Source organism: Flavobacterium jejuense, assembly GCF_006491595.2.
GTDB classification, from domain to species: domain Bacteria; phylum Bacteroidota; class Bacteroidia; order Flavobacteriales; family Flavobacteriaceae; genus Flavobacterium; species Flavobacterium jejuense.
Genome location: NZ_VEVQ02000014.1, coordinates 25,904 through 49,035, shown reverse-complemented (window position 1 = coordinate 49,035; position 23,132 = coordinate 25,904). Strand labels below are relative to the sequence as shown.

The 23,132-nt window shown below is 27.4% G+C and carries 21 protein-coding genes; 18 read left to right on the top strand and 3 right to left on the bottom strand.

The window, feature by feature from the left end:
• Window positions 1-8: 8 nt before the first annotated feature.
• From FIA58_RS17355 to FIA58_RS17330, 6 genes are all read left to right on the top strand, one after another.
• Window positions 9-398, top strand: coding sequence for a hypothetical protein (locus FIA58_RS17355; protein WP_140963966.1), 390 nt, complete (start codon window positions 9-11; stop codon window positions 396-398).
• 97 nt (window positions 399-495) lie between these two features.
• Window positions 496-1,605: a hypothetical protein gene (locus tag FIA58_RS17350; RefSeq protein WP_140963965.1), complete on the top strand. Its 1,110-nt coding sequence runs from the start codon at window positions 496-498 to the stop codon at window positions 1,603-1,605.
• Between the two features lie 105 nt (window positions 1,606-1,710).
• Window positions 1,711-2,619 carry a nucleotidyltransferase domain-containing protein gene (locus FIA58_RS17345; RefSeq protein WP_140963964.1) on the top strand — a complete coding sequence of 303 codons (909 nt, stop codon included), beginning with the start codon at window positions 1,711-1,713 and terminating at the stop codon, window positions 2,617-2,619.
• The gene (locus FIA58_RS17340) at window positions 2,612-4,057 is read left to right on the top strand and encodes a B12-binding domain-containing radical SAM protein (protein WP_140963963.1); all 1,446 of its coding nucleotides are present in this window, start codon (window positions 2,612-2,614) and stop codon (window positions 4,055-4,057) included. The genes FIA58_RS17345 and FIA58_RS17340 overlap by 8 nt, the downstream gene beginning before the upstream one ends.
• On the top strand, window positions 4,047-4,823 hold the full coding sequence (locus FIA58_RS17335; RefSeq protein ID WP_140963962.1) for a class I SAM-dependent DNA methyltransferase: 777 nt from the start codon (window positions 4,047-4,049) through the stop codon (window positions 4,821-4,823). Before FIA58_RS17340 ends, FIA58_RS17335 begins: the two co-directional genes overlap by 11 nt.
• Window positions 4,820-6,196 carry a B12-binding domain-containing radical SAM protein gene (locus FIA58_RS17330; RefSeq protein WP_140963961.1) on the top strand — a complete coding sequence of 459 codons (1,377 nt, stop codon included), beginning with the start codon at window positions 4,820-4,822 and terminating at the stop codon, window positions 6,194-6,196. Before FIA58_RS17335 ends, FIA58_RS17330 begins: the two co-directional genes overlap by 4 nt.
• 164 nt (window positions 6,197-6,360) lie before the next feature.
• Here FIA58_RS17330 and FIA58_RS17325 read toward each other — a convergent pair whose 3' ends face one another.
• Window positions 6,361-7,101 carry a glycosyltransferase family 2 protein gene (locus tag FIA58_RS17325; RefSeq protein ID WP_140963960.1) on the bottom strand — a complete coding sequence of 247 codons (741 nt, stop codon included), beginning with the start codon at window positions 7,099-7,101 and terminating at the stop codon, window positions 6,361-6,363.
• Window positions 7,094-8,059: a class I SAM-dependent methyltransferase gene (locus tag FIA58_RS17320; RefSeq protein ID WP_140963959.1), complete on the bottom strand. Its 966-nt coding sequence runs from the start codon at window positions 8,057-8,059 to the stop codon at window positions 7,094-7,096. The genes FIA58_RS17325 and FIA58_RS17320 overlap by 8 nt, the downstream gene beginning before the upstream one ends.
• A gap of 245 nt (window positions 8,060-8,304) precedes the next feature.
• Here FIA58_RS17320 and FIA58_RS17315 point away from each other — a divergent pair, with 245 nt between their 5' ends.
• The 12 genes from FIA58_RS17315 (at window position 8,305) to FIA58_RS17260 (ending at window position 22,078) form a co-directional block, all read left to right on the top strand.
• Entirely contained in the window at window positions 8,305-9,690 is a 1,386-nt protein-coding gene (locus FIA58_RS17315) for a hypothetical protein (protein WP_140963958.1), read from the top strand.
• A 78-nt stretch (window positions 9,691-9,768) separates the two neighbouring features.
• On the top strand, window positions 9,769-10,680 hold the full coding sequence (locus FIA58_RS17310; RefSeq protein ID WP_165928945.1) for a polysaccharide deacetylase family protein: 912 nt from the start codon (window positions 9,769-9,771) through the stop codon (window positions 10,678-10,680).
• 2 nt (window positions 10,681-10,682) lie between these two features.
• Window positions 10,683-11,615: a GNAT family N-acetyltransferase gene (locus FIA58_RS17305; RefSeq protein ID WP_140963956.1), complete on the top strand. Its 933-nt coding sequence runs from the start codon at window positions 10,683-10,685 to the stop codon at window positions 11,613-11,615.
• Window position 11,616: 1 nt separating this feature from the next.
• Window positions 11,617-12,672 (top strand): glycosyltransferase family 4 protein, encoded by a 1,056-nt coding sequence (locus FIA58_RS17300; RefSeq protein ID WP_140963955.1) that lies wholly within the window; start codon window positions 11,617-11,619, stop codon window positions 12,670-12,672.
• Window positions 12,673-12,940: 268 nt separating this feature from the next.
• Window positions 12,941-14,368 (top strand): ATP-binding cassette domain-containing protein, encoded by a 1,428-nt coding sequence (locus FIA58_RS17295; RefSeq protein ID WP_165928944.1) that lies wholly within the window; start codon window positions 12,941-12,943, stop codon window positions 14,366-14,368.
• Window positions 14,358-15,257 carry a glycosyltransferase family 2 protein gene (locus FIA58_RS17290; protein ID WP_140963953.1) on the top strand — a complete coding sequence of 300 codons (900 nt, stop codon included), beginning with the start codon at window positions 14,358-14,360 and terminating at the stop codon, window positions 15,255-15,257. Before FIA58_RS17295 ends, FIA58_RS17290 begins: the two co-directional genes overlap by 11 nt.
• An 8-nt stretch (window positions 15,258-15,265) precedes the next feature.
• A complete protein-coding gene (locus FIA58_RS17285) occupies window positions 15,266-16,345 on the top strand; it encodes a radical SAM protein (RefSeq protein ID WP_140963952.1) in 1,080 nt (359 codons plus the stop codon).
• A 23-nt stretch (window positions 16,346-16,368) separates the two neighbouring features.
• On the top strand, window positions 16,369-17,829 hold the full coding sequence (locus FIA58_RS17280) for an aryl-sulfate sulfotransferase (RefSeq protein ID WP_140963951.1): 1,461 nt from the start codon (window positions 16,369-16,371) through the stop codon (window positions 17,827-17,829).
• Window positions 17,829-19,349, top strand: coding sequence for a B12-binding domain-containing radical SAM protein (locus FIA58_RS17275; protein WP_140963950.1), 1,521 nt, complete (start codon window positions 17,829-17,831; stop codon window positions 19,347-19,349). Before FIA58_RS17280 ends, FIA58_RS17275 begins: the two co-directional genes overlap by 1 nt.
• Before the next feature lies 1 nt (window position 19,350).
• The gene (locus FIA58_RS17270) at window positions 19,351-20,013 is read left to right on the top strand and encodes a methyltransferase (protein ID WP_140963949.1); all 663 of its coding nucleotides are present in this window, start codon (window positions 19,351-19,353) and stop codon (window positions 20,011-20,013) included.
• A 41-nt stretch (window positions 20,014-20,054) separates the two neighbouring features.
• Entirely contained in the window at window positions 20,055-21,371 is a 1,317-nt protein-coding gene (locus tag FIA58_RS17265; RefSeq protein ID WP_140963948.1) for a serine hydrolase domain-containing protein, read from the top strand.
• Complete coding sequence (locus tag FIA58_RS17260) at window positions 21,371-22,078, top strand: nicotinamide mononucleotide transporter family protein (protein WP_140963947.1); 708 nt, start codon at window positions 21,371-21,373, stop codon at window positions 22,076-22,078. Before FIA58_RS17265 ends, FIA58_RS17260 begins: the two co-directional genes overlap by 1 nt.
• Here the strand turns inward: FIA58_RS17260 and FIA58_RS17255 are convergent.
• The gene (locus FIA58_RS17255; RefSeq protein ID WP_140963946.1) at window positions 22,073-23,098 is read right to left on the bottom strand and encodes a LacI family DNA-binding transcriptional regulator; all 1,026 of its coding nucleotides are present in this window, start codon (window positions 23,096-23,098) and stop codon (window positions 22,073-22,075) included. The genes FIA58_RS17260 and FIA58_RS17255 overlap by 6 nt on opposite strands.
• Window positions 23,099-23,132 lie beyond the last annotated feature (34 nt).

The window sequence follows — 23,132 nt, the reverse complement described above, 5'->3', positions numbered from 1 at the left end:
AAAACAACATGAAAAATATAGTAAAATTAGTTGCAATTGTGTTCTTATTTCAAAGTTTTCAATGTGAAGAAGATCGTGGAGATAGAAATAAAAAAGGACAGTTTGAAAAATTACAAAACGAAAAACAAGAGATTTTAGATTATATTGCTTCTGTTCCTTGTGATGAAACTTCAGGATGTAATTTCATTGCTTTTGGTTCAAAACCTTGTGGTGGTCCTTGGGAATATTTAGTATATTCTAATGCTATAGACATAAACCTTTTAACCAACTTAGTCAATAACTACAACTCAGATGAAGCTCAGTATAATGAATTATACAATATTTATTCTGACTGTACTGTTGTAGATCCTCCTGAAAATATAGAATGTATTGATGGCATTTGTTCCATAATTCAATAAAAAAGTAACCAAAATAAAAAAGAGAAATTGAAATATTATTTCTCTTTTATATACCTTTGACTGCACAGTTTCACAAATTAATAAACTAGCGTTATAAATGAAATTCTATTTACAAATATGTCTTACATTACTATTTAGTTTACCTTTATTTTCTCAAAACACATATTATTTAGAAGGTAAATTAGGTAAATCTACCATTTTTATGGAAATAACGGAATATGACAATAATTATATTGAAGGTAATTATTTCTATCAAAAATCCTTAAAAGACATTCGACTAAATGGTAAATTTAATGAAGCTACTTACGTACTGTTTTTTGGCAATGATTATGGAGAAGAAGAATATCAAGAAAAATTTGAACTCTTAAAAACAACAAACGATTTTTCAGGAAAATGGAAGAACAAAGCAGGAAAGACAATAGCAGTTCAGCTTAAAAAAATTGATTTCAATAAATACAACTCTTTAAATAATCAAGAAATTGAAAATAATCTTGATTTAGTAAAATTAAGTCTTTTAAATTTTACTCAAGACTCCATTTCAACCTATAAAAACCAAGAAATTATTTGGTTAAAAGAGACACATTGTAACGCTCCTTTTTTTAGACTTGGAAAAACTTTTTCAGAAGAGACTAAAAAAAACATAAACACCATTTTAGCTAAAACTCACACAGAAATGACATTAAATCAATTAAGTTGTTCCTCTCCTTTTAGTTATAATGAAGGAAATGGTATTGAGTATAGCATTTCAATTGGTTTTTTGAATGATAATCTTCTTGGGTATCAAATTTTCTCCTCTTATTTCTGTGGTGGAGCTCACCCAGATTTTGGCGGAGAAGGTAATTTAATTGATATGCATACTGGGAAAAATTATGATATCGATTCTATTCTAGCTTTTGATAAAAGTGTTACTAGTTATGGAGATGAAAATTTTGAGCAATTTTCAACATATAGAGCAACATTTTTTGCTCCAAAATTATTTAAACTAATCAATCAAAATGAGAAATTTGGAACATCAAATAATGAAGATGATTATTGTGATTATACAGAAAATGAAATTTGGGATTTTCCACAATGGAATTTTACCGAAAAAGGGATTGAATTTACTCCAGTTTTTGCAAGAGTAGCTAGAAGTTGTGAAATGGCTTTCTTAGTAGATTTTGAAAAATTAAAACCTTTTAAAAACCCTAGTTTTCCGTATACTCTTTAAAATTTAAAAGATTTTAAATTTACAATTATCTTTTAGTTTGCTATTTTTAATGTTACTGATTTAGTAAATTTGACAAAACAAAACAAACAACTATAAAACACAGATTTGAAAATATTAAAACCATTATTATATTTTTCAATTTTTAATCACCCATTAAAAGAGGAAGAAGTTTACTTGTATTCCCCACACAAAGAATTGAAATTTGTTGTGGAAGAGCTCGAAATAGCTTTGTCGAAAGGGATTATTGAAAAAACAGAAGATTTTTACCATACACATCTTTCAAGAGAATCCATAGAAAAAAGAAAAAAAGGAAATATTAATGCTGAAATCGCCCTGCTTAAGGCAAAAAAAAGAGCTAAATTTATAACTCGTTTTTTTCCATTCATTGAAGGTATTGCTATTTCTGGTTCTCTTTCAAAAGGGTATTTTGATGAAAATAGTGATGTTGATTACTTTATAATTACAAAACCAAATCATTTGTGGACTTGCAGAACATTTTTAGTTCTCTTTAAAAAAATATTTCTGTTCAACTCTAGAAAATATTTTTGTATGAATTATTTTATTTCTTCAGAATATTTAGAAATTGAAGAAAAAAATATTTTTACAGCTACAGAAATAGCTACCTTGATTCCGCTCTATGGCGATAAAATATTTCAGGCTTTTTTCGAAAAAAATAAGTGGTATCAAAATTTTATCCCTAATAAAAAAATCAGTACTAAAAACCTTATTCCTTTTCGTAAATCAAAAATGATTCAATTTTCAGAGTATTTTTATTCTGGATTATTTGGCAAAATAATCGAAAAGACGTCATTTAGCTTGACTTTGTATTTTTGGAAAATAAAGTTTAGAAAAAAAATGACATCAGAAGACTTTGCACTAGCTTTCAAATCATCTAAAAAAGTATCTAAACATCATCCTTCCAATTTTCAAAAAAAGATAATTGATGCTATCAATTTAAAATATGATTTTGTTAAAGAAAATTTTCAAATAGATATCCCAAAAGAACATGTCTAAAATTCTTTTTTCGCATTCGTACTACTATAAATTAGATCCAAAACAATGGAAAAACAATATGCCGTTTCCTCCATTAGGCACTTTATATGCTGCTTCATTTATGCGTAAAAAAGGATTTGAAGTAGATTTATTTGACACTAATTTATTGGATTCTCCAAATTCAATTGTTCCTATTTTAGAAAAATCAAAACCAAAATATTTAGTCATCTATGATGATGGTTTTAATTATTTAACTAAAATGTGCCTAACAAACATGCGTGAAGCTTGCTTTGAAATGATAAAAATTGGAAAAAAACACAATTGCATCGTTATCATTTCTAGTTCAGACTCAACCGATCATTATACCGAATATTTAGAAAAAGGAGCTGACTTTGTTATTAAAGGTGAAGGAGAAATTACGCTTTTAGAACTTATAACTAATTTAGAAAGAAATAATTCTATTACAGAAATTAACGGAATAGCTTATCAAGAAAAAAAATCCGTAAAAGTCAATAAACCTAGAGCTGTTTTACAAAATTTAGACGAATTACCTCTACCAGCTTGGGATTTGGTCAACATAGAAACATATAAAAAAAATTGGAAGCAAAGTGGCCAAGAGTTTACTTTAAACTTAGCTACTACAAGAGGTTGTCCTTATAAATGTAATTGGTGTGCCAAACCCATTTACGGAAATCGATACAATGCACATTCACCAGAATATATTGTAAACGAAATTGCTTATTTACAACAAGAATTTGGTGTAAAACGTTTTTGGATGTGTGACGATATTTTTGGCTTAAAGCCCAATTGGGTACAAGAATTTAATGTAGAATTACAGAAAAAGAAAATACAAATTGGCTATTTCATTCAAAGTCGAGTGGATTTACTATTAAAAGAAGACACTATTGACGCTTTATCCGAAAGTGGCTTAGAAGAAGTTTGGGTAGGTGCTGAAAGTGCTTCACAGAGAATTTTGGATGCTATGGACAAAGGAACGCAAGTTTCCGAAATTTATGATGCTACTCGCCTTCTGAAACAAAAAAATATTAAAGTTGCTTTCTTTTTGCAATTTGGTTATTTAACCGAAACTCAAGAAGATATTGAAAAGACCATAGCTATGGTGAAAGAACTTTTGCCAGATAATATTGGTATTTCTGTTTCCTATCCTTTACCTGGTACTAAATTTTATGAAAAAGTAAAAGATGATTTAAAACTAAAGTCCAACTGGAAAGACTCGGATGATTTAGACATGATGTTCCATGGCACTTATTCATCAAATTATTACCGAAAATTACAACGATTTGTTCATAAAGAATATAGAAAAAGCCAAGGCATTTATCATTTAAAAAACTTTTCGTTTTCTATTAAGAAAATAAAAGCTATTATGAAATTAGGTTATTATATTCCTAGTGCCTTTTTGGACAAATTGGTTTTGAAAACACTTCAAAATGAAAGCTAGTTTCGATATAGCTGCTCAAAACTATGACCAATCTTTTACAAATACTAAGATTGGAAAATCGCAACGGAATTCGGTTTATAAAATGCTAAGCAAACATTTGAATACTTGTACCGACATACTAGAAATTAATTGTGGAACAGGTGAAGATGCCATTTGGTTAGCGCAACGAAATTTTAATGTTTTGGCAACAGATATTTCTGAAAACATGATTGCTATTGGAAAATCGAAAAATCACTATCAAAACCTTACTTTTAATCAATTAGACCTTACTTTATTGGCTAACAGAGAAAGTTTAGGAACATTTGATCTCGTTTTTTCTAATTTTGGTGGTTTAAATTGTTTACCAAAAAACGAATTACAAAATTTCTTTACTAACATCCCAAATCACCTTAATGAAAAGGGGAAATTAGCCTTAGTAATCATGCCAAAAAATACGATTTGGGAACAATGTTATTTTCTTTTAAAAGGAAAACTATCAAAAGTTTTTAGACGAAGAAAAGAGGTAGCAATAGCTAATGTTGATGGAGAAAATGTTGCCACTTATTATTATAATCCAAAAGATATTGTAAATTTAGCAAAAATAAATTTTAATTTCATCGAAAGCAAACCCATTGGTTTTTTTATTCCACCTTCTTATTTAGAGCCATTTTTTCAAAATAAGATTCGTTTATTTAAAATTTTAAATTATTTGGAAAACAAAATTAAGAACAAATCATTTCTTTCAAAATATGCAGATCATTACATCATAATCTTACAAAAAAAATGAGTGTTTTATTTACGCATGCTTATTATTTATCGGATGATCCTAAGGAACAAAAGATAATGAAACCTTACCCTCCATTAGGGTTATTGTATGTGTCTGCTTATTTAGTGAATAAAAACATTCCTAATGATGTATTTGATAGTACGTTTTCCAATCAGGAAGCCCAACTTCAATTTATTTTAGATAAAAAGCCAAAAGTCATTTGTATTTATACGAATTTAATGACCAAAATTGAAGTCATTAAACTGATTAAAATACTTAGAACAGAAAAGTTCAACTATCCAAAAATTGTTCTTGGTGGTCCAGATGTTTCTTATAATATTGAAAATTATTTAAAAGCAAGAGCCGATTTTTTAGTCATTGGTGAAGGAGAAGAAACCACTTTTGAATTATACAATGCTATTTTAAGCAATCAAAATTATAACGAAATAAACGGAATTGCTTTTGTGGAAAATGAAAAAGTAGTTCAAACCAAAACCAGAACCAAATTTAAGGAACTCGACGAATTACCATTTCCCAATAGAGAAGCTATAAGCATGCAAAAATACTTGGACACTTGGAAAAACAATCACGGACAAAGTTCGATGACTATTTCAACCCAAAGAGGTTGTCCTTATACTTGTAAATGGTGTAGCACTGCGGTTTACGGTCAAAGTTACAGACGAAGACCCGCAGAACAAGTAGCTGCTGAAATGAAAATGCTAAAAGAAAAATATCAACCAGATGCCATTTGGTTTGTGGATGACGTGTTTACTGTTAGTCACAAATGGTTATTGGCTTTTAGAGAAGAAGTACTAAAACAAGAAGCTATAATTCCTTTTGAATGCATTACACGTGCAGAGCGACTAAATGATGAAATACTAACACTATTAAAAGAAATAGGTTGTTTTAGAATTTGGATTGGAGCCGAAAGTGGTTCGCAAAGAATTATTGATTTAATGGATCGTCGTGTGGATGTGACTGTCGTGAAAGAAGCCATTCAAAAAACCAATCAATTAGGCATTGAAACGGGAACGTTCATTATGCTAGGCTACCCTGGAGAAACAGAAGAAGACATTACTGAAACGATTCAATACCTAAAAGAAGCCAACCCAACGCATTATACCATAACAATAGCCTATCCTATAAAAGGTACGTCACTTTACACAGAAATAGAAGATAAAATAACAAGAGCTCCTGATTGGGAAACCTCAACTGATAGAGAAATTGATTTTAAAAGAACTTATTCTCGAAAATATTATGATTATGCAGTAAGTAAAGTGGTAAATGAGGTAGAGTATTATAAAAAGAAAAGCACGAATATAACCCAAGCTTTAAAGCATAAAACAAAAGCTATTTTGGTTAGTGGATTGATGATTTATCATAAGTTATTATGATTTTTTAGGACATAAAAAATGGAGCTTCAAAAAATAGAAAAAATTACCTATTTCATAATATATCTCATAACGAGAGAAAAAACTAATAAAATTATTTAATAAAATTTCACATAAGAACAGCTGTTTTCAAGACATTGATTAACAAATAATTAATTCACTTTTTTTTATTTAAACAATTCAAAATTTTTAATTTTATTTTTATGTAAGAAATATTGAAATGAAACTTTTATGACACCAAATCCATAAATAAGACTTCTTCTAAAATTTATTGAAGAACTTTCTTTATTATACTTTGTAGGACAAGTGATCTCAGCAATTTCATAGCCTTTATTGAAAATTTGACAAATCATTTGATTATCAAAAATGAAATCATCTGAATTACATTCGAGATATAGAGTATTTAAAACCTCTTTTGAAAAAACCCTATATCCACTATGGTATTCAGATAGTTTTTGACCAATCACTATATTTTGGAAAAGCGTTAAAAATCGATTGGCAACATATTTATAAATAGGCATTCCTCCACTAATAGCTCCTTTTCCTAAAATCCTTGAGCCAATTACAACTTTATAAACATCATTTGCAATCAAATAAGCCATAGAATGAATTAGTTTAGGTGAGTATTGATAATCTGGATGTAACATAACAACTATGTCTGCATCTAAAGACAGCGCTTTTTTATAACAACTTTTTTGATTCGCTCCATAACCTTTGTTTTTTTGATGCTTTAAAACATGTTTTATCCCTAACTCTTTTGCAACTTGCAATGTCTCATCCACACTATTATCATCAACTAAAACAACATCATCAACAATATCAAATGGAATTTCTAAATAAGTTTTTTTTAATGTTTTAGAGGCATTATATGCAGGTAAAACAACTATTATTCTTTTTGAATTAATCATTTTTTGATTGATATTTAAACGTATATTCGACAGTAGCTGACTTTTTAAAAAAGCTTTCAAAAACGTCTATAATTAAAAATAAAGGTAATGTAACTCCTGCAAATAAAATTTGCAAACTCAATTGAAACCAATCACTAAGAGTATAATTACTTTTGGCATTAGTCTTCAAAAATTCGTATAAAAAATTTTGATTTTTACAAACCACATTCAAACTTGATTGTATATATCCAAATGGATTTTGCTCCCAAGAAATATAATGTTCACTTTCTAAATAAAATCCATTTAATTGCATAACTTCTTTAAAATCCTTTGGTTTAAAGAAGATTAAATGCCTTGGGAAATCCAAATGAAACCATTTATCTTTAAATAGAGTTGCTTGCCAACTGTTTATATTTGGCATCGAAATTATTAATCTTCCGTTATTTTTTATGAGTGAGCTTATTTTTTTAATGTCCTCTTTTGGAGTAATTAAATGTTCAAAAACATGATACATAGTAATCAAATCAAATGTTTTAATTCCAAAATCAATATCTTGTAAAAACCCAATATGTAATTCAAATCCTTGGTTACAATCAGCGGCACGTATCGCTGCATCTCCTTTAATTTCAATTCCAGATAAACTAAAATTGTATCTCTTTTTAAGGTAATTTAAAAATGCACCACTACCACATCCAATATCTAGAACAGTACCATTTTGAGGAATTCTATTTATGGCTCTTTTTGCTCTAATACCTCGAAAAGCATCAACAAAGTATTCTACAAAAAGGATAAACTTTGCTCCACCTTTACCATAATAACCCGTATTATAAACTTCAGCTAATTCTGTTTCAGTAGGAATGGGATCTAATGTATAAGCATTACAATTTTCACATTTCAAAATTTCAAATGAAGAGTTAGCATTTTTTATTTCAAAAAACACATTTTGCTGAATTCCATTACAAAAGATACAATTTCCCAATTAATTAAATTATATTAAAAATAGCTAGGCAAATAAGATAATTTTTATTCCTCGATTTTTTTTAAGTTTTTAGAACAAATTTCCTTATATTTTTATAGCTTTGAAACTAACATTATATAAATGTAACCTAATCTAGATTCTAGATACTATTTTAGATTAATAAAAGCTTTCCAAGATATACAAAAATAAAATAAACATTGAAAATTCAGCGTCTTATAAGCTCTAAATTCTATTTTTTTTTAGGAATGTCATTACTCCTTTTTGTAATGTTGCAATGGCTTGGATTTGATGGCTTATATGGTCAAGATTCTTACGAGTACCTTCGATATAGTGAATCTATTCAAAACTATATCAAAACCGGTGAACATCCTGGTGCATTTTATTGGCCTGTTTTATATCCTTTTTTTGGAAGTCTACTTGGTTTTGCTTTTGGAAGCGCAGCAGTAGGATTGCATTTTTTAACTTGTATTACTGTTGGAATCACTTGTACCTACTTATTCAAAACTTTAGAATTATTTTATCCTCATCACACAAAAACAAACTTTTATTACATACTCGCTTTCGGTTTACTTTCTCCCTATTTTTTAAGGTCTGGATTAGTTGTTATGTCTGATATGTTGTCAATGTTATTCATTGTTATAACGTTTTATCATTTTTATAAATCATTCCTATTAAATTCTGCATTTACTTATGTTTTTTTCTTTGCAAGTTGTGCTTTAATGTCAAGATATGCTTCACTTGTAATAACATTCCCAATCATCATACTAGCTACTTATTTTGTACTTAAAAGAAAAGCTATAAAAGATTTTATTTTAGGAAGTTTATTAAGTTTACTGATATGTATTCCATTTATTGTTTTACAATGGAAAAACCTATCTAGTGGAACTTCAAACTATTTTTTAAATGCTTGGTCTTTTTCCAATTATTTTAAATCCAGTTATGAAACAATCGATGGAATGCAATCGTATTTACTTCCGAACTTAGTCTTTGTTTTTTCTGTTTTCGTAAACCCTGGATTTATTTTTACTGGATTAATACTGCTATTTATTATTTTTTCTAACCTTAAATCAAGAATCACCTTTTTTCATAAAACTACAATTCTTAGTATTGCGATGTATTTGTCTTTTTTAGCTGGAATACCGTTTCAAAACACTCGTGTTTTAACACTTGTATTCCCTTTAGTTTTACTGTTTTTTTATCCTACATTTCATAAATTGACTCAGTTTAAATGGATTCAAAAAAATGTTGTTACTCTAAGTATTGTAGTTATTTTGGTACAAGTAACATTTTGTATTTATGCGTTTAAGACCGTTTATAAAAGAACTTTGTTTGAAAAAGAATTATCCATCACATTAGAACCTTATCAAGGATCTGTTTTATACGGCTTCGAATACGATGTTGCACTCAAAGGACGTGGATTAAATTTTAATTATAGAAACATGTATAATAAATTGTATAATGATTTTAAAGAAAATGAATTCGTTTTTTTCAATCCTATACTACTAAAGAAACAATGGAATGGAAAAAATCCTATGATTAACTGGAACCTAATGGAAAAATCATATCATCTCAAAGTAATTAAAACTTTTGATGATAACTGGAAACTGTATCAACTGATATCAAAAAAATAATATATGTTGTGGATAAAGATAAAATATCGTTTCTTATTATTTGGTAATAACTTGTTGCTAAAGTATGGTTTCAAAAAAATGTTACTAAGAAATCGATATGGAGAACGAATTATTGTCTTTCATGGAATTGATCAAAAAGGAGAAACTCGATTTAATAGTCGATTTGTATCAAAAGTATATTTTGAAAATTTTATACAATATATCAGTACCCATTTTAATGTGATTTCATTAGATGATTTTTATGCTAAAAAGTTTAAAAAAAACACTTTAAATATTGCCCTAACATTTGATGATGGCTATGCAAACAATTATGAATACGCTATTCCAATTTTGGAAAAATATAAAGTTCCAGCAAATTTCTACATTACTACTATTCACAGTCAAGCTAACTATTTATGGGCAGATTATATCGATTTAGTTTCTCACATTAGCCAAAAAACAACAATAAATTTCAATGGAATTCAATTTATGAAAAATAAAAAAAGTGAATTTATATCAAATGGTATTTCATTAAAATCAATTTTAAAAACACTGTCTTATGAAAAAATAGAAGTGATTTATACTATTTTCGAAGAGGAATGGACTGAAATACAAAAAAAGAGTTTAAATGATTATTGGCAATTAATGCAATTGAAACAAATAGAGGAAATAAATAAAAATAAGCTTTTTACTATTGGAGCGCATAGTTCTACACATACTAATTTGATTAGAATACCTATTGAAGAAGCTAAAAATGAAATCTTACAGAGTAAAAATATATTAGAAAAAATTTGCAAGCAACAAATTGATGAATTTGCATTTCCTTTTGGTTACTACACTAATGAATTAATTGATTATTGTTTAGAAATAGGATTTAAAAAAATTCTCTTAGTAGACTATAACAACATCAATGAAAAAAATAATGTTTTTACTCAGAATCGATTCGTAATTAATCCTTATATTACATTAGAAAATCAAATTGCATATTTGCTTAGAGGCTCCTATTATTAAAAATGGCATATACTTTTCAACCTTTAACTAAAAACAATCTACAAGATGTTCAAAAACTATACAAATTAGTTTTTGAAAATGAATATTCCATTGCATATATCACTAAAAAATATGATACTTCATATTTGATTGATGGTTATTTTGGACATATTGCTTATTTTAATGAAGAACCCGTTGCATTTCATGGAGCAATACCCATATTGATGCAATATAATGGAGTTTATGAAATTGCCGCACAATATGGAGACGCAATGACTTTATCCAATCATAATGGCAAAGGTTTGTTTACTAAATTAGGCAAATTAACAGATGCTGTACTTAAAAAAAAAGATATAAAATTTGTTTGGGGATTTCCAAATCAAAACTCTGAATATGGTTACCTTAATAAATTAGATTGGAAATTTAAAGAAAGAATTGTTGGGTTTAAATCTAAGAATCCAATAATTTCTTTAGAAAAAATCTCTAAAATAAACTCAAAAACTAAATTATTATATAAAAAACACATTGAAAAGGTCTTTTATAAATACAAATGTGCAAATTCACTGACAGGAAGTGTATATAAAAACAATACTATTGTTTCAACTACAAGAAGTAAAGAATTTTATAAATATAAATCTTTGAATCAAAACTTTGTAATTGAAATTGAAAAAGTAAAATTTTGGATTAAAATAAAAAATGGGTTACTTATAGGTGATATTGAAACTCCTTCACCTAATCAATTTTATATTGCGTTAAACATACTAAAAAAAATAGCTTTCAAAAATGGTCTTCATGAAATTACAATTCAGGCATCACCTAACACTCTTATTGAAGAATTAATGAACAAAACAAACTGGAATAGATTTGATTCTTGGATTGTAGGATATAAAAATTTTTCATCTTCATTTCCTTTAGAAAACCTAAAATTAACCTTTGGAGATTTAGATACTTTTTAATTTGAATTTTGACACAAAACATATTGTTATTTTAACACCTGGATTTGCAGCATCTGAAGAAGATTCTACTACAATTCCTGCTATGCAAGTTTATTTAAAAACATTAATAAAAGCTACCCCAAAACTAAATATAACTATAATCTCTTTTCAATTTCCTTTTACTACTCAAACTTACAACTGGAACGGAATTACGGTTATTCCTCTAAATGGGAAAAACAGTAAAATAAAAAAACTCTTTATTTGGCATAAAGCTAATAGAGTTTTAAAGAAACTTAATCTAGAAAATCCAATTTCAGTTCTTCATAGTTTTTGGATAGGAGAATGCTCTTTTTTAGGAGATAAATTCGCAGAAAACAACAAATTAAAACATATTGTAACCGCAATGGGACAAGACGTTTGTAAAAAGAATAGATATGTGTTTCATTTAAGGAAATCGAAATCAAAAATCATTACTTTATCTCAAAACCATCATGATATATTGCTAGTAAATCATCATTTAGAATCTGAAATTATCCCTTGGTTTATAGATAAAAATGATTTTCCAAATCTAAAAGAAAATAAAATTGATATTTTAGGTGTTGGCTCATTAAGTAAAATAAAAAATTATCCTTTATTTATTCAAATTATTAGGGAAGTAGTCAAAGAAAAACCAGAATTAAAAGTTGAAATCATTGGAGAAGGAAAAGCATATTTTAAAATTAAAAGAATGATTAAAACCCATAATTTGCAAAACACCATAACATTAACAGGCAAACTATCTAGAATAAAAGTTTTAGAAAAAATGAGTGAATCAAAAATCTTAGTTCATACAAGCACTTATGAATCCTTTGGTTTCATTTTTGCTGAAGCACTTTATGCAGGAATGCATATCATATCTTTTGATGTTGGGGCAAGAAAATCCATTGAAGAGTGGTATATTTGTTCAACTCTTGAAATGTTTAAAATCACTTGTTTAAATATTATAAATAAAATTGAAAATAAAAAAACAAGAATTGTACTAAATTGCCCTGAAAATACTATCAATCTATATTCTAATTTGTATGATTCAAATTTTTAAATAAATGCATATTTTCATAAAATCCATAATACGTATATGGAATATAATACCACATAATTATAGAAGAAAAAGTATTCTTTTTTTGATATCGTCCTTGATACTATCTATACTAGATATATTCTCTATTTTTTTATTAATTCCTATACTAATTTCTGTGCTTAATTCAAATTCAGAAATAGTTTTCTTTTCTTTAAAAGTTAAAAATCAGTATATTTATGCTTTTCTTGCTGGTGTTATTCTATTTTTCCTATTAAAAAATTACATCAGTATGTATTTGAATAGAAAACAAGCTAAAATCGCTTTTAACTTAAGTTCAGAATATTCTTTATTGCTATCTAAAAATTATATACTAGGAAACTATTCAAACTTTGTGAAAGAAAAAAAATCATCCTTAATTAAAGAAATTCTTTTTGTAGCAAATGATTTTGTGAGTAATCTGTTACTATCTTTAAACACCATTTTTTCGGAAGTGCTAGTATTAACTGCTTTTATCTTAATTGGATTAATTTATTACACACAAGCAACGGCTGTAACAGTCATCTTAATAGGCTCAATAGTAATAACAATAAAGTATTACAATAAAAAAACACTTAATAAAATAAATAAAATAAAATCTAATGACTATGATAAAAACATTAGCAACCTTAACAACCTTTTAAATGGTTACTTATCCATTAAATCGGAGTCACAAATTAAGTTTTTTTTAGAAAAATTTAAAAATTCAAATCAGCAATTGAATTCAAATTATGCCATTCTTCACGCTAAAAGAATAAATATCTCAAGACAAACAGAAATACTAGTAATATTGATTATTTGTATTGGTTATTTTTATCTCATTACATTTCCTATTAAAAATACTGAAATAGTATCATTTTTATCATTATTTGCAGCTTTATTTTTTAAAACTATTCCATCAATTAATAAATTAAATTTAGGTTTTACCAACTTTTACTCTCATCTGTATTCGCTTAATATATTAGAAAAAAAAGTTGCCTCAATATCGAAAAACAATACTACAAATAAAGTTTTAGGCTTTTCAGAATCAATAACGTTAAAAGATATTAGTTTTTATTATGAACCGCATACTCCTATTTTAAAAGAATTAAATCTAAGTTTAAAAAAAGGAAGTTTTACAGCTATAATTGGAAAATCTGGAAAAGGCAAAACAACTTTATTAAATATCATTGCCAAATTAATTAATGCCAATTTTGGAAAAATATACTTAGATAATGTTGAAATAGATGAAAAGAATAAGTACGATTATTTTAATATGATAACTTATTTAACCCAAAAACCTTTCATTTATGAAGGCACAATTATTGAAAACATTAATTTAAATAATGAAATCTCTAATACAGATTTACTCGATGAAATCATAATTGGATTAGATTTAAAAGATACAATTGATAATCTACCAAATGGTTTTAACAGTTTTATTGGTTCAGAAGGTAATATTTTATCTGGTGGACAGTTACAAAGAATTTGTATAGCAAGAGCTTTACTTAATAAAACTGAAATTTTAATTCTAGATGAAGCCACAAATAGTTTAGATAAACATTCTGAAGAAATAATTATTCGTTTTATATATAATTTTACTAAAAAACACAATATTACAGTTGTTTTAATTTCACATTTTATTAAAACTACAGAAAATTTATATTCATCTATTATCAATTTAGACAACTATGAAGTTTAGTATAATAACTATTACACATAACAGAGCTAATCTAATTGGTGAAACAATTGAAAGTGTTTTATCACAAACTTATAAAAATTTTGAGTTACTAATCATCGATGATGGTTCTACAGACAATACTGAAGAAGTTGTAACTAGATACATCAAAAATAATATTGGACAAATAACATACCTAAAAAATGAAAGAATAGGGATTCCAAGTAAACTAAGAAATATTGGATTACAACAAGCAAAAGGTGATATAATTACAATTTTAGATTCAGATGATTTATGGACTGAGGATAAACTTAAAGAAGTCTTTACTGTTTTTTCAGAAAATAAAAAAATTCATTTTATGATACATAATTTAGTTCACTTTACTGATGTAATGAAACCAACTAAACCATTCTATGAAATAAAAAAAGACTTTCATTCATTTATTCTAAAAAAAATTATTGTTAGTGAAATTTTAGCATTTCCAATTTTTTCATTCAAAAAATCATTACTTGAAGAAATAGGCTTCTTTGATGAAGCAATAATGGAAGGTCAACACGATTACTATTTAAGAGTAGCTTCAAAATATAAAATATTTTATCTAGATAAAGTATTAACTTTAATGAGAAGACATGAAAACAACTTAACTAAAAATTTTGATATTATTCACTCTTTAGACGCTATCATTTCTTATGAAAAAATGAGGGAAATAGATCCTAAAAACACTAAATTGTATCTACTTGGAATTAATTTTATGAATTTTAAAATTGCTAAATACTACCTAAAAGACAAACAAAAAAACATAGCTCTATCACATATAAACAAAATCATAAATCAAAATTCAGTATTTAATCGATGGTATTTAAAATCATTTTTCTTTAAATACAAAATTTTATGTAACTTGACAAGCACATAGAAATCATAATGAGTACTACTCTACTAAAAAATATAAATAAAAAAATTTTCACTAATAATTATCTATTTTCACCAGAATGGATAGTTTTAGGAGTTAATAATGTTTGTAATTTACATTGCAAGATGTGTGATGTAGGAACTAATAATAATGAAACTAATTTTGCTCAAAATCTTGTGGGCACCCATCCATTAAATATGCCTTTGGAGTTGATTAAAAAAATTATAGATCAAGTCTCTTTACATTATCCAAAAACAAAAATAGGTTATGCTTTTACAGAACCACTAGTATATCCTTTTCTTGAAGAATCTCTTCTTTATGCTAATAGTAAAAAAATTAAAACATCAATAACCACAAATGCTTTAAGCTTAAAACAAAAGGCTAAATCTTTAGTAAATGGAAAACTTAATGAATTATTTATTTCTTTAGATGGCCCTCAAGATATTCATAATGAAATTAGAGGTCACCAAAAATCCTTCCAAAAAGCCATAGAAGGAATAGAAGAAATTCTGAGACTAAATCCAACACAAAAAATAGCTGTTTTTTGTGTTATAACCGAATGGAATATTGGTCATTTAAAAGAGTTTGCAGATTTTTTCAAAAAATATCCATTAACTCATTTAGGCTTTATGCATACTAATTTCACTACTCAAAATGTAGCTGATATTCATAATGAAAAATGGTTTAACTCATATCCTGCTACAGCTTCAAATATAGATGAGATAAATATTGATAATTATAATTTAGAGTTGCTTTGGAATGAAATTCAAGAAATAAAAAAAGAAAAATCTTCTTTAAATATTTCGTTTTCTCCTGAAATTAGTTCTAAAGAAAAATTAATAGAATTCTATCACAATCCAAAAAAAATTATAGGAAAAAGATGTAATGACGTTTTTTCAAATATTATGATCAAGTCTGATGGCAGTGTGATTCCTTCTCATGGTAGATGTTATAATTTAAATTTAGGAAACATCTATGATAATTCACTAGAAGAAATATGGAAAGGTCATATTTTAAAAAAGTTTCGAAAAGATTTAATTAAGAATGGAGGACTTTTACCAGCATGTAGTCGTTGTTGTAGTGCATTTTAACAATATTAATCTTAAAAACACTTATGATATCTAAATTTTTAAAATTTATTTTTGCAACATTCATTTTTATACTATTTTTATCTTGTTCAGATGATGATCAAATGATTGTAGACAACTCTATAAATTCTATAAAAGTATCTACTGGAGAAATATATCCCGAATTTAATCCTAATATTAAAGACTATTATATTACTTCAATTAATACATTAAATAACATTCAAGTAACTTTAGAAAATTTTAATGCTGAAAAAACAATATTTCTAAATGGTGTTAGAGTGATAAATAAAAATACAACTATAAAACTAAATATAAATGAAGATATTGTTGTAAAATATAGTTCTTTAAATAACGAAGAGATAATTTACACCATACATTATTTACCAGAAGATTTACCTAAAGCAAATAGTGTCATAAATAATAATCCATCAGATGGGTATGTTTTTGTTAATTATTATGAATTTTCACTAGTTTCAGGATTTAAAGACTATACCTATATTGCCATTCTAAATAATAATGGTTTCCCTGTTTACTATAAAAAAGTGCCTTATCAAAGAGTCGGTAATTTTAATTTTCATACTATTGACGGTAACCAAAAACGATTTTCATACGGCATTAATAATCGAGAAATTGTGCTAATGGATGAAAATTTTGAAGAAATCAAAAAGATAAACTTGTTACCTCATAATGGGCATGGAGAATATCCTGCAGACAATCATGATTTCATTTATTTAAATGATAATCACTATATAGTTTCTGCTTATGTCAATAGGGAAAATGTTGACTTAACAGCTTTTGGAGGCATCAATTCAACTACCTTAATTGATGGTGTTTTTCAAGAAATCAAGAACGGACAAGTGATATTTGAATGGAATAGCGCAAATTATCCCGAAATATTTAATTCCGTATCAACAGAATTTGTACAACAATTCAATACTGTAGGACCAATTGACTACTTTCATCTGAACTCAATTTCGATTGACCCATTAGATAATAATTTTATTGTTTCTGCACGTCATACGGATCAAGTATATAAAATAGATAGAATCACTGGTGAAATTATTTGGAAACTAGGTGGCACAAACAGTGATTTTCCTCTTAATACAAACGAAAATTTTTCTCACCAACATCATGCGACCATAAGTAAAGACGGTACTCTTCTGTTATTTGACAATAATGTGACACTAGATCAAAAAACACGAATAGTAGAGTATTCAATAAATGAAAACACATTCGATATAGAAGTTATAAAAGAATATCATCCTGAAGGCGCTTTTATGAATATTATGGGATCAGTACAAAAGCTTAACAATAATAATTTTTTCATAGGCTGGGGTGGTAATACTACATCTCAACAAAACGCTAGCCGAACTGATCTTACTGAAATCGACTATCAAGGAAATATACTACTAGATATAAGTTTTACTAACAATCAAGACAAATTCACTTATTCATATAGAGCATTAAAATACAATATTAGTTTCTAATGAACAACAAAACCATAATATTCAACCCCAAAAGTGCCAGCGGTAAGCACCGAATTCCCAACTCCATTTTACAAGTAGGAGCATCCATTCATGGAAAATATGATTACGTTTTTGTGGATGGAAATCTAGAAAACAATCCTTGGCAAACCATTGAAAATTATTTAAAAACGGGTAAATTTAAATATTTTGGTTCCACAGTTATGCCTGGACCACAATTACGTCAAGCCATTCCTTTTACTAAAAAAATTAAAGAACAATTTCCTGAAGTTGTAACTGTTTGGGGTGGTTATTTTGCTTCTAACCAATATAAAGTTTCCTTAAACTCTGGATACGTTGATTATGTGATTAATGGCCCTGGTGACAATACATTCCCAGAATTAATTCAAACTTTAGAAGCCAATAAGAAAGAAAATTTAATACTTATAAAAAATCTAATTTATAAAGATGAAAATAGTAAAATAGTAAAAACCGCAGTTGAAGCTTTATTAGATCAAGATACGCTACCTAAATTTCCTTATGACTATTTAAACTCCTTTTATCCTGTAAAGAATTATTTAGCAAAAACCTTTATGGGAAATAAGACTTTATCTTATCATTCTAGTATGGGTTGTCCTTTTTCCTGTTCCTTTTGTGCAGTTGTTCCCATTTATAATGCGAAATGGAAAGGAATGTCAGCCAATAGAATTTATGAAGACGTAAAATATTTCAAAAAAAAACATGGCATCGATGCTGTAGAGTTTCACGACAACAATTTCTTTACTTCTAAAAAGAGAGTATTAGAATTTTCCGAATTGATTCTAAACGACAATATCAGTTATTGGGGAGAAGGTAGAATCGACACTATCAACATGTATAGTGATGATGATTTAAAACTCATGCGAAAAGCAGGTTGTAAAATGATTTTTCTTGGCGCAGAAACAGGAAATGATGCTGTTCTAAAACAAATGAATAAAGGAGGAACACAAACAGGTCTAATGATTAAAGATTTTGTGTTGCGAATGAAAAATGCTGATATTATCCCTGAATTGTCTTTTGTTTTAGGAATGCCTGCAAAAACCGAAAAAGAAGTCTATGACCAAATTTTATGGGACATTAATTTTATTAAAGAAATAAAAGAAATCAATCCTAATGCTGAAATAATTATTTATCTTTTTAGTCCTGTTCCTACTGAAGGTTCTGATTTATACCAACAAATTTTAGATGCTGGATTTTCATTTCCCGAACAATTAGAAGACTGGATTTCTCCAAGTTGGGAAAACTTTGATTTACGAAAAAACCCATTAACACCTTGGTTAAAACCTTATATGATTGATACTATTAAAAATTTTGAAACTGTTTTAAATGGCTATTACCCTACTGTTTCCGATTTTAGAATTAAAGGCTATAAGAAACAAGTATTACAGTTAGTTTCTGGAATTAGATACAAAACGGGAATTTATCATTACCCTTACGAAATAAAAGCTTTACACAAACTGTGGAAATACCGTCAACCTGAGATTGAAGGTTTTTATTCGGAGTAAAATGAGACAATTTTTAAAAAAAATAACACATCCTTTTTTGAAACTTGGCCTTAAATTTTATTATTATAAACCAAGAAAATACAGTTATGACGGAATTAAAATTCTAGTACATCCTGATGTTTTTCCTCCTCATTTAACATTTAGTACAAAAATCCTTCTTGATTTTATTTTACCAATTGATTTAAAAAATAAAACTTTCCTAGAATTAGGTTGTGGAAGTGGAATCATTTCTCTTTTAGCATCCAAAAAAGGAGCCAAAGTTTTGGCATCAGATATTAATGAGATTGCTCTAGAATTTCTCAATAAAAACGCAACAAAAAACAATCTTTCCGTTATAACGATTCAATCTGATTTGTTCGATAGTATTGAAAATTTAAACTTCGATTACATCCTTATCAATCCACCATACTATCCTAAAAAACCAAAAAACAGAAAAGAGCAAGCTTGGTTTTGTGGAGAAAATTTTGAGTATTTTGAAACGCTTTTTTATCAACTCAGTTCGAAAGTTGAATTTCAAAATACTTTTATGATTCTATCTGAAGATTGTGAAATTTCTAAAATTGAAAGTATTGCTCTAAAAAACAATTTATATTTTAAAATACTAAAAGAGAGGACTATATTCAAAGAAAAAAATTACATCTACTCCATTATTTGTAACAAATAAAAAATACTTTGTCTAATAAACAAACTAATTAAACAAACACCATGAAAAAACTTCTTTTACTAACATTCCTTTATTTTGGAATTACAGTTTCTGCCCAAATACAACCTCGATTACAACGTATTGACAGTTTACTAACTTATTTAGAACTCAATAATAAATTCATGGGCTCTTTAGCAATACGAGAAGAAGACAAATTGGTTTTTTCAAAAGGGTATGGTTATAGTGATATTAATTCTAAATCTAAAGCAAACAACGAAACCAAATACAAAATAGGCTCTATAACTAAGACATTTACTGCAGTGATTATTATGCAATTAGTGGAAGAGAAAAAGCTAAAATTAGACACAAAACTTTCTACTTTTTATCCTAAGGTAAAAAATGCTGATAAAATTACCATAGAAGAGTTGTTACATCATCGCACTGGAATTCCTGATTATATCAATCAAGATTCTATTACAAGTGAAGAATTAAAAGCACCCGATTTAAAGGAAGTTGTTTTTAATAAAATTACTAATTACGATTCTCTTTTTGAACCAGATAGTAAATTTCAATATAGCAATTCAAATTATTATTTGTTAGGAGGAATTATTGAACAACTAACCAAAAAATCATATGCTGAAAATATTGAGAAAAGAATCATTAAAAAAATTGGCTTGAAAAACACACTTTACCCTACTCAAGGAGCTCGAATAACCAATAATGAAAGTTTTTCATATCTATATAATGGTTCAGAATGGGAACAAGCGGAAGAATGGAAAAACGACATTGCTTATGCAGCAGGTGAAGTGGTTTCAAACCCAACTGATTTAACTCAGTTTATTTATGCTTTATTTCAAGGGAAATTAGTAAAAAAAACTAGTTTAGAACAAATGACTACAATGAAAGACAGCTATGGTAAAGCTTTAATTCAATTTCCTTTTGGAGAAAGACGTTTTTATGGTCATACTGGAGGAATTGAGAGTTTTCGATCTAATGTGGGTTATTACCCAAGTGAACAACTAGGCGTCTCTTTAATAGTAAATGGTGAAAATTTTAACAGAAACGACATTATGATTGGCATTCTAAGTATTTATTATAAAATTCCTTTCCCTTTTCCAAGTTTTAAAAAAATAAACCAAGAATTAATTAATAAATATTCTGGTACTTATGCATCAAAAGACATTCCTCTAAAAATAACTATTTTTGAGAAAGAAGGAGAACTTTTAGCACAAGCAACAGGACAAAGTTCGTTTCCATTAACATTAAAAGACGAAAAAACATTTATTTTTGCACAAGCTGGAATTGAAATAGTTTTCGGTGATAATAGTTTTATTTTACATCAAGGTGGTGGAAAATTTATGTTCGAAAAAGAAAAATAATGTCATTAGTAACGTCAATCAAAGCTATAACCAATAGTAAATACCTTGATATCATAGGAGTATTACTTGTTATTGGTGTTTCTGTTTATTTAAAATATTATAAAACAACTTACAACTTTCACTTCAACAATAAAGAGTATGTCTTTTATTTAGGTTATTTCTCTATCATTAATACTTGTTTATCAATGACTGCAACAAGATTGGTAACAAAAAAAAACAATCTAGGTAATTTAATAAGTACTTGTAATACTTTACTTAGTGGAGCAATTGATTACCTTCTTGGAAATGTCGGTGCCATTTTAACATATCCTATCTCTTTTTTAGGGAATTATGTTGCATTTAAAATTTGGAAGAAAAAACAATATCTAAATTCGATTGATTTTATTTTTTTTAAAAATATGTTTTTAGGTTTATTTCTTTCTGTTTTATTAAACTATATCGCTTTCACTTGTTTTTCAGACAAAGATATAGAATGGAAACTCTTTTTTGCAATAGCCATTCCAGCAGGAATAAGTTTTGGAGGAACATTTAATTTAGGAAGAATGTATCCTGATAATTGGATTAATTGGCAAGCTTATAATATTTTTAAAATAATTCAAAACATCATGCTTTTAAATATTGCCAATACCGTAAAATATGTGTTTTATTTATTTAATGCATCTATTGGATACATCACATGGAGAGATGACAAGGCAAAGCAATTATAGCTTTCTAGTTGAATCTCGTTGTCTCAATTCTGTTTTTATTACAACTGTTTTATACTCTAATACTTCATCAGTTTTAGCCATTAGTCTATCAATTAATAAATCAGCAGACCTTTGACCAATTTCAGGTGCATGTTGACTAACTGTTGATAAACTTGGAGTTAATCTTCTAGACCATAACCCATCAGCAAAACCAATAATATTCAATTGTTCAGGAATTTTAAACCCTTTTTGCAAAGCTAATTTCATTGTTTTGGTAGCCGATAATTCATCAATTGCAAAAACACCATCTATTCCTTCATATCCTAAAAGTTCATTTATTCTTCCATCTGATATTTCTTCATCATTTTCAATAACAATCAAGTCACTTTCAAAAGGTATTTTATTTAACTCCAATGCCTTTTTATACCCTTCAAAGCGTAACTTACCAACACTAAGATTATCAATCGAAGAAATTAATGCAATCTTTTTACATCCTATATTTAATAAATGCTGAGTAGCATCAAAAGCAGAGTCTAAATCATCAACTATAACTTTATCTGATTGAACTAAATCAGTGATTCTATCAAACATTACTATAGGTGTTCCGCTTTTTATAATAGAATTATAGTGTTGGAAATTTTTAGTCATTTGAGTTTCTTCAGCAATGGATAAAATAAAACCATCCACTGCACCATTATTCAACATCTCCATTAACTGTTTTTCTCTTTCAAGTGATTCATTGGAAATAACTACAACTATATTATATCCTCTTTTTCTAGCTACATCTTCAATACCACTAAAAACTTTAGCAAAAAAAGAATTTAATATATTGGGGATAATAACTCCAATAGTGTTCGTCTTTTGGTATTTTAAATTTTTCGCCATTAAATTAGGCTTATAATTCTTTAAAGCAGCAAACTCTTTGATCTTATCTTTGGTAGCTTGGCTTATTTCTTGACTATCACTTAACGCTTTAGAGACAGTTGAAACCGATACTCCTAGTTCTTTTGCAATTTGTTTTAAGGTTGCTTTGGCTTTCATAATTAAAATTTAAATTGTAAAAATAATAATTTAA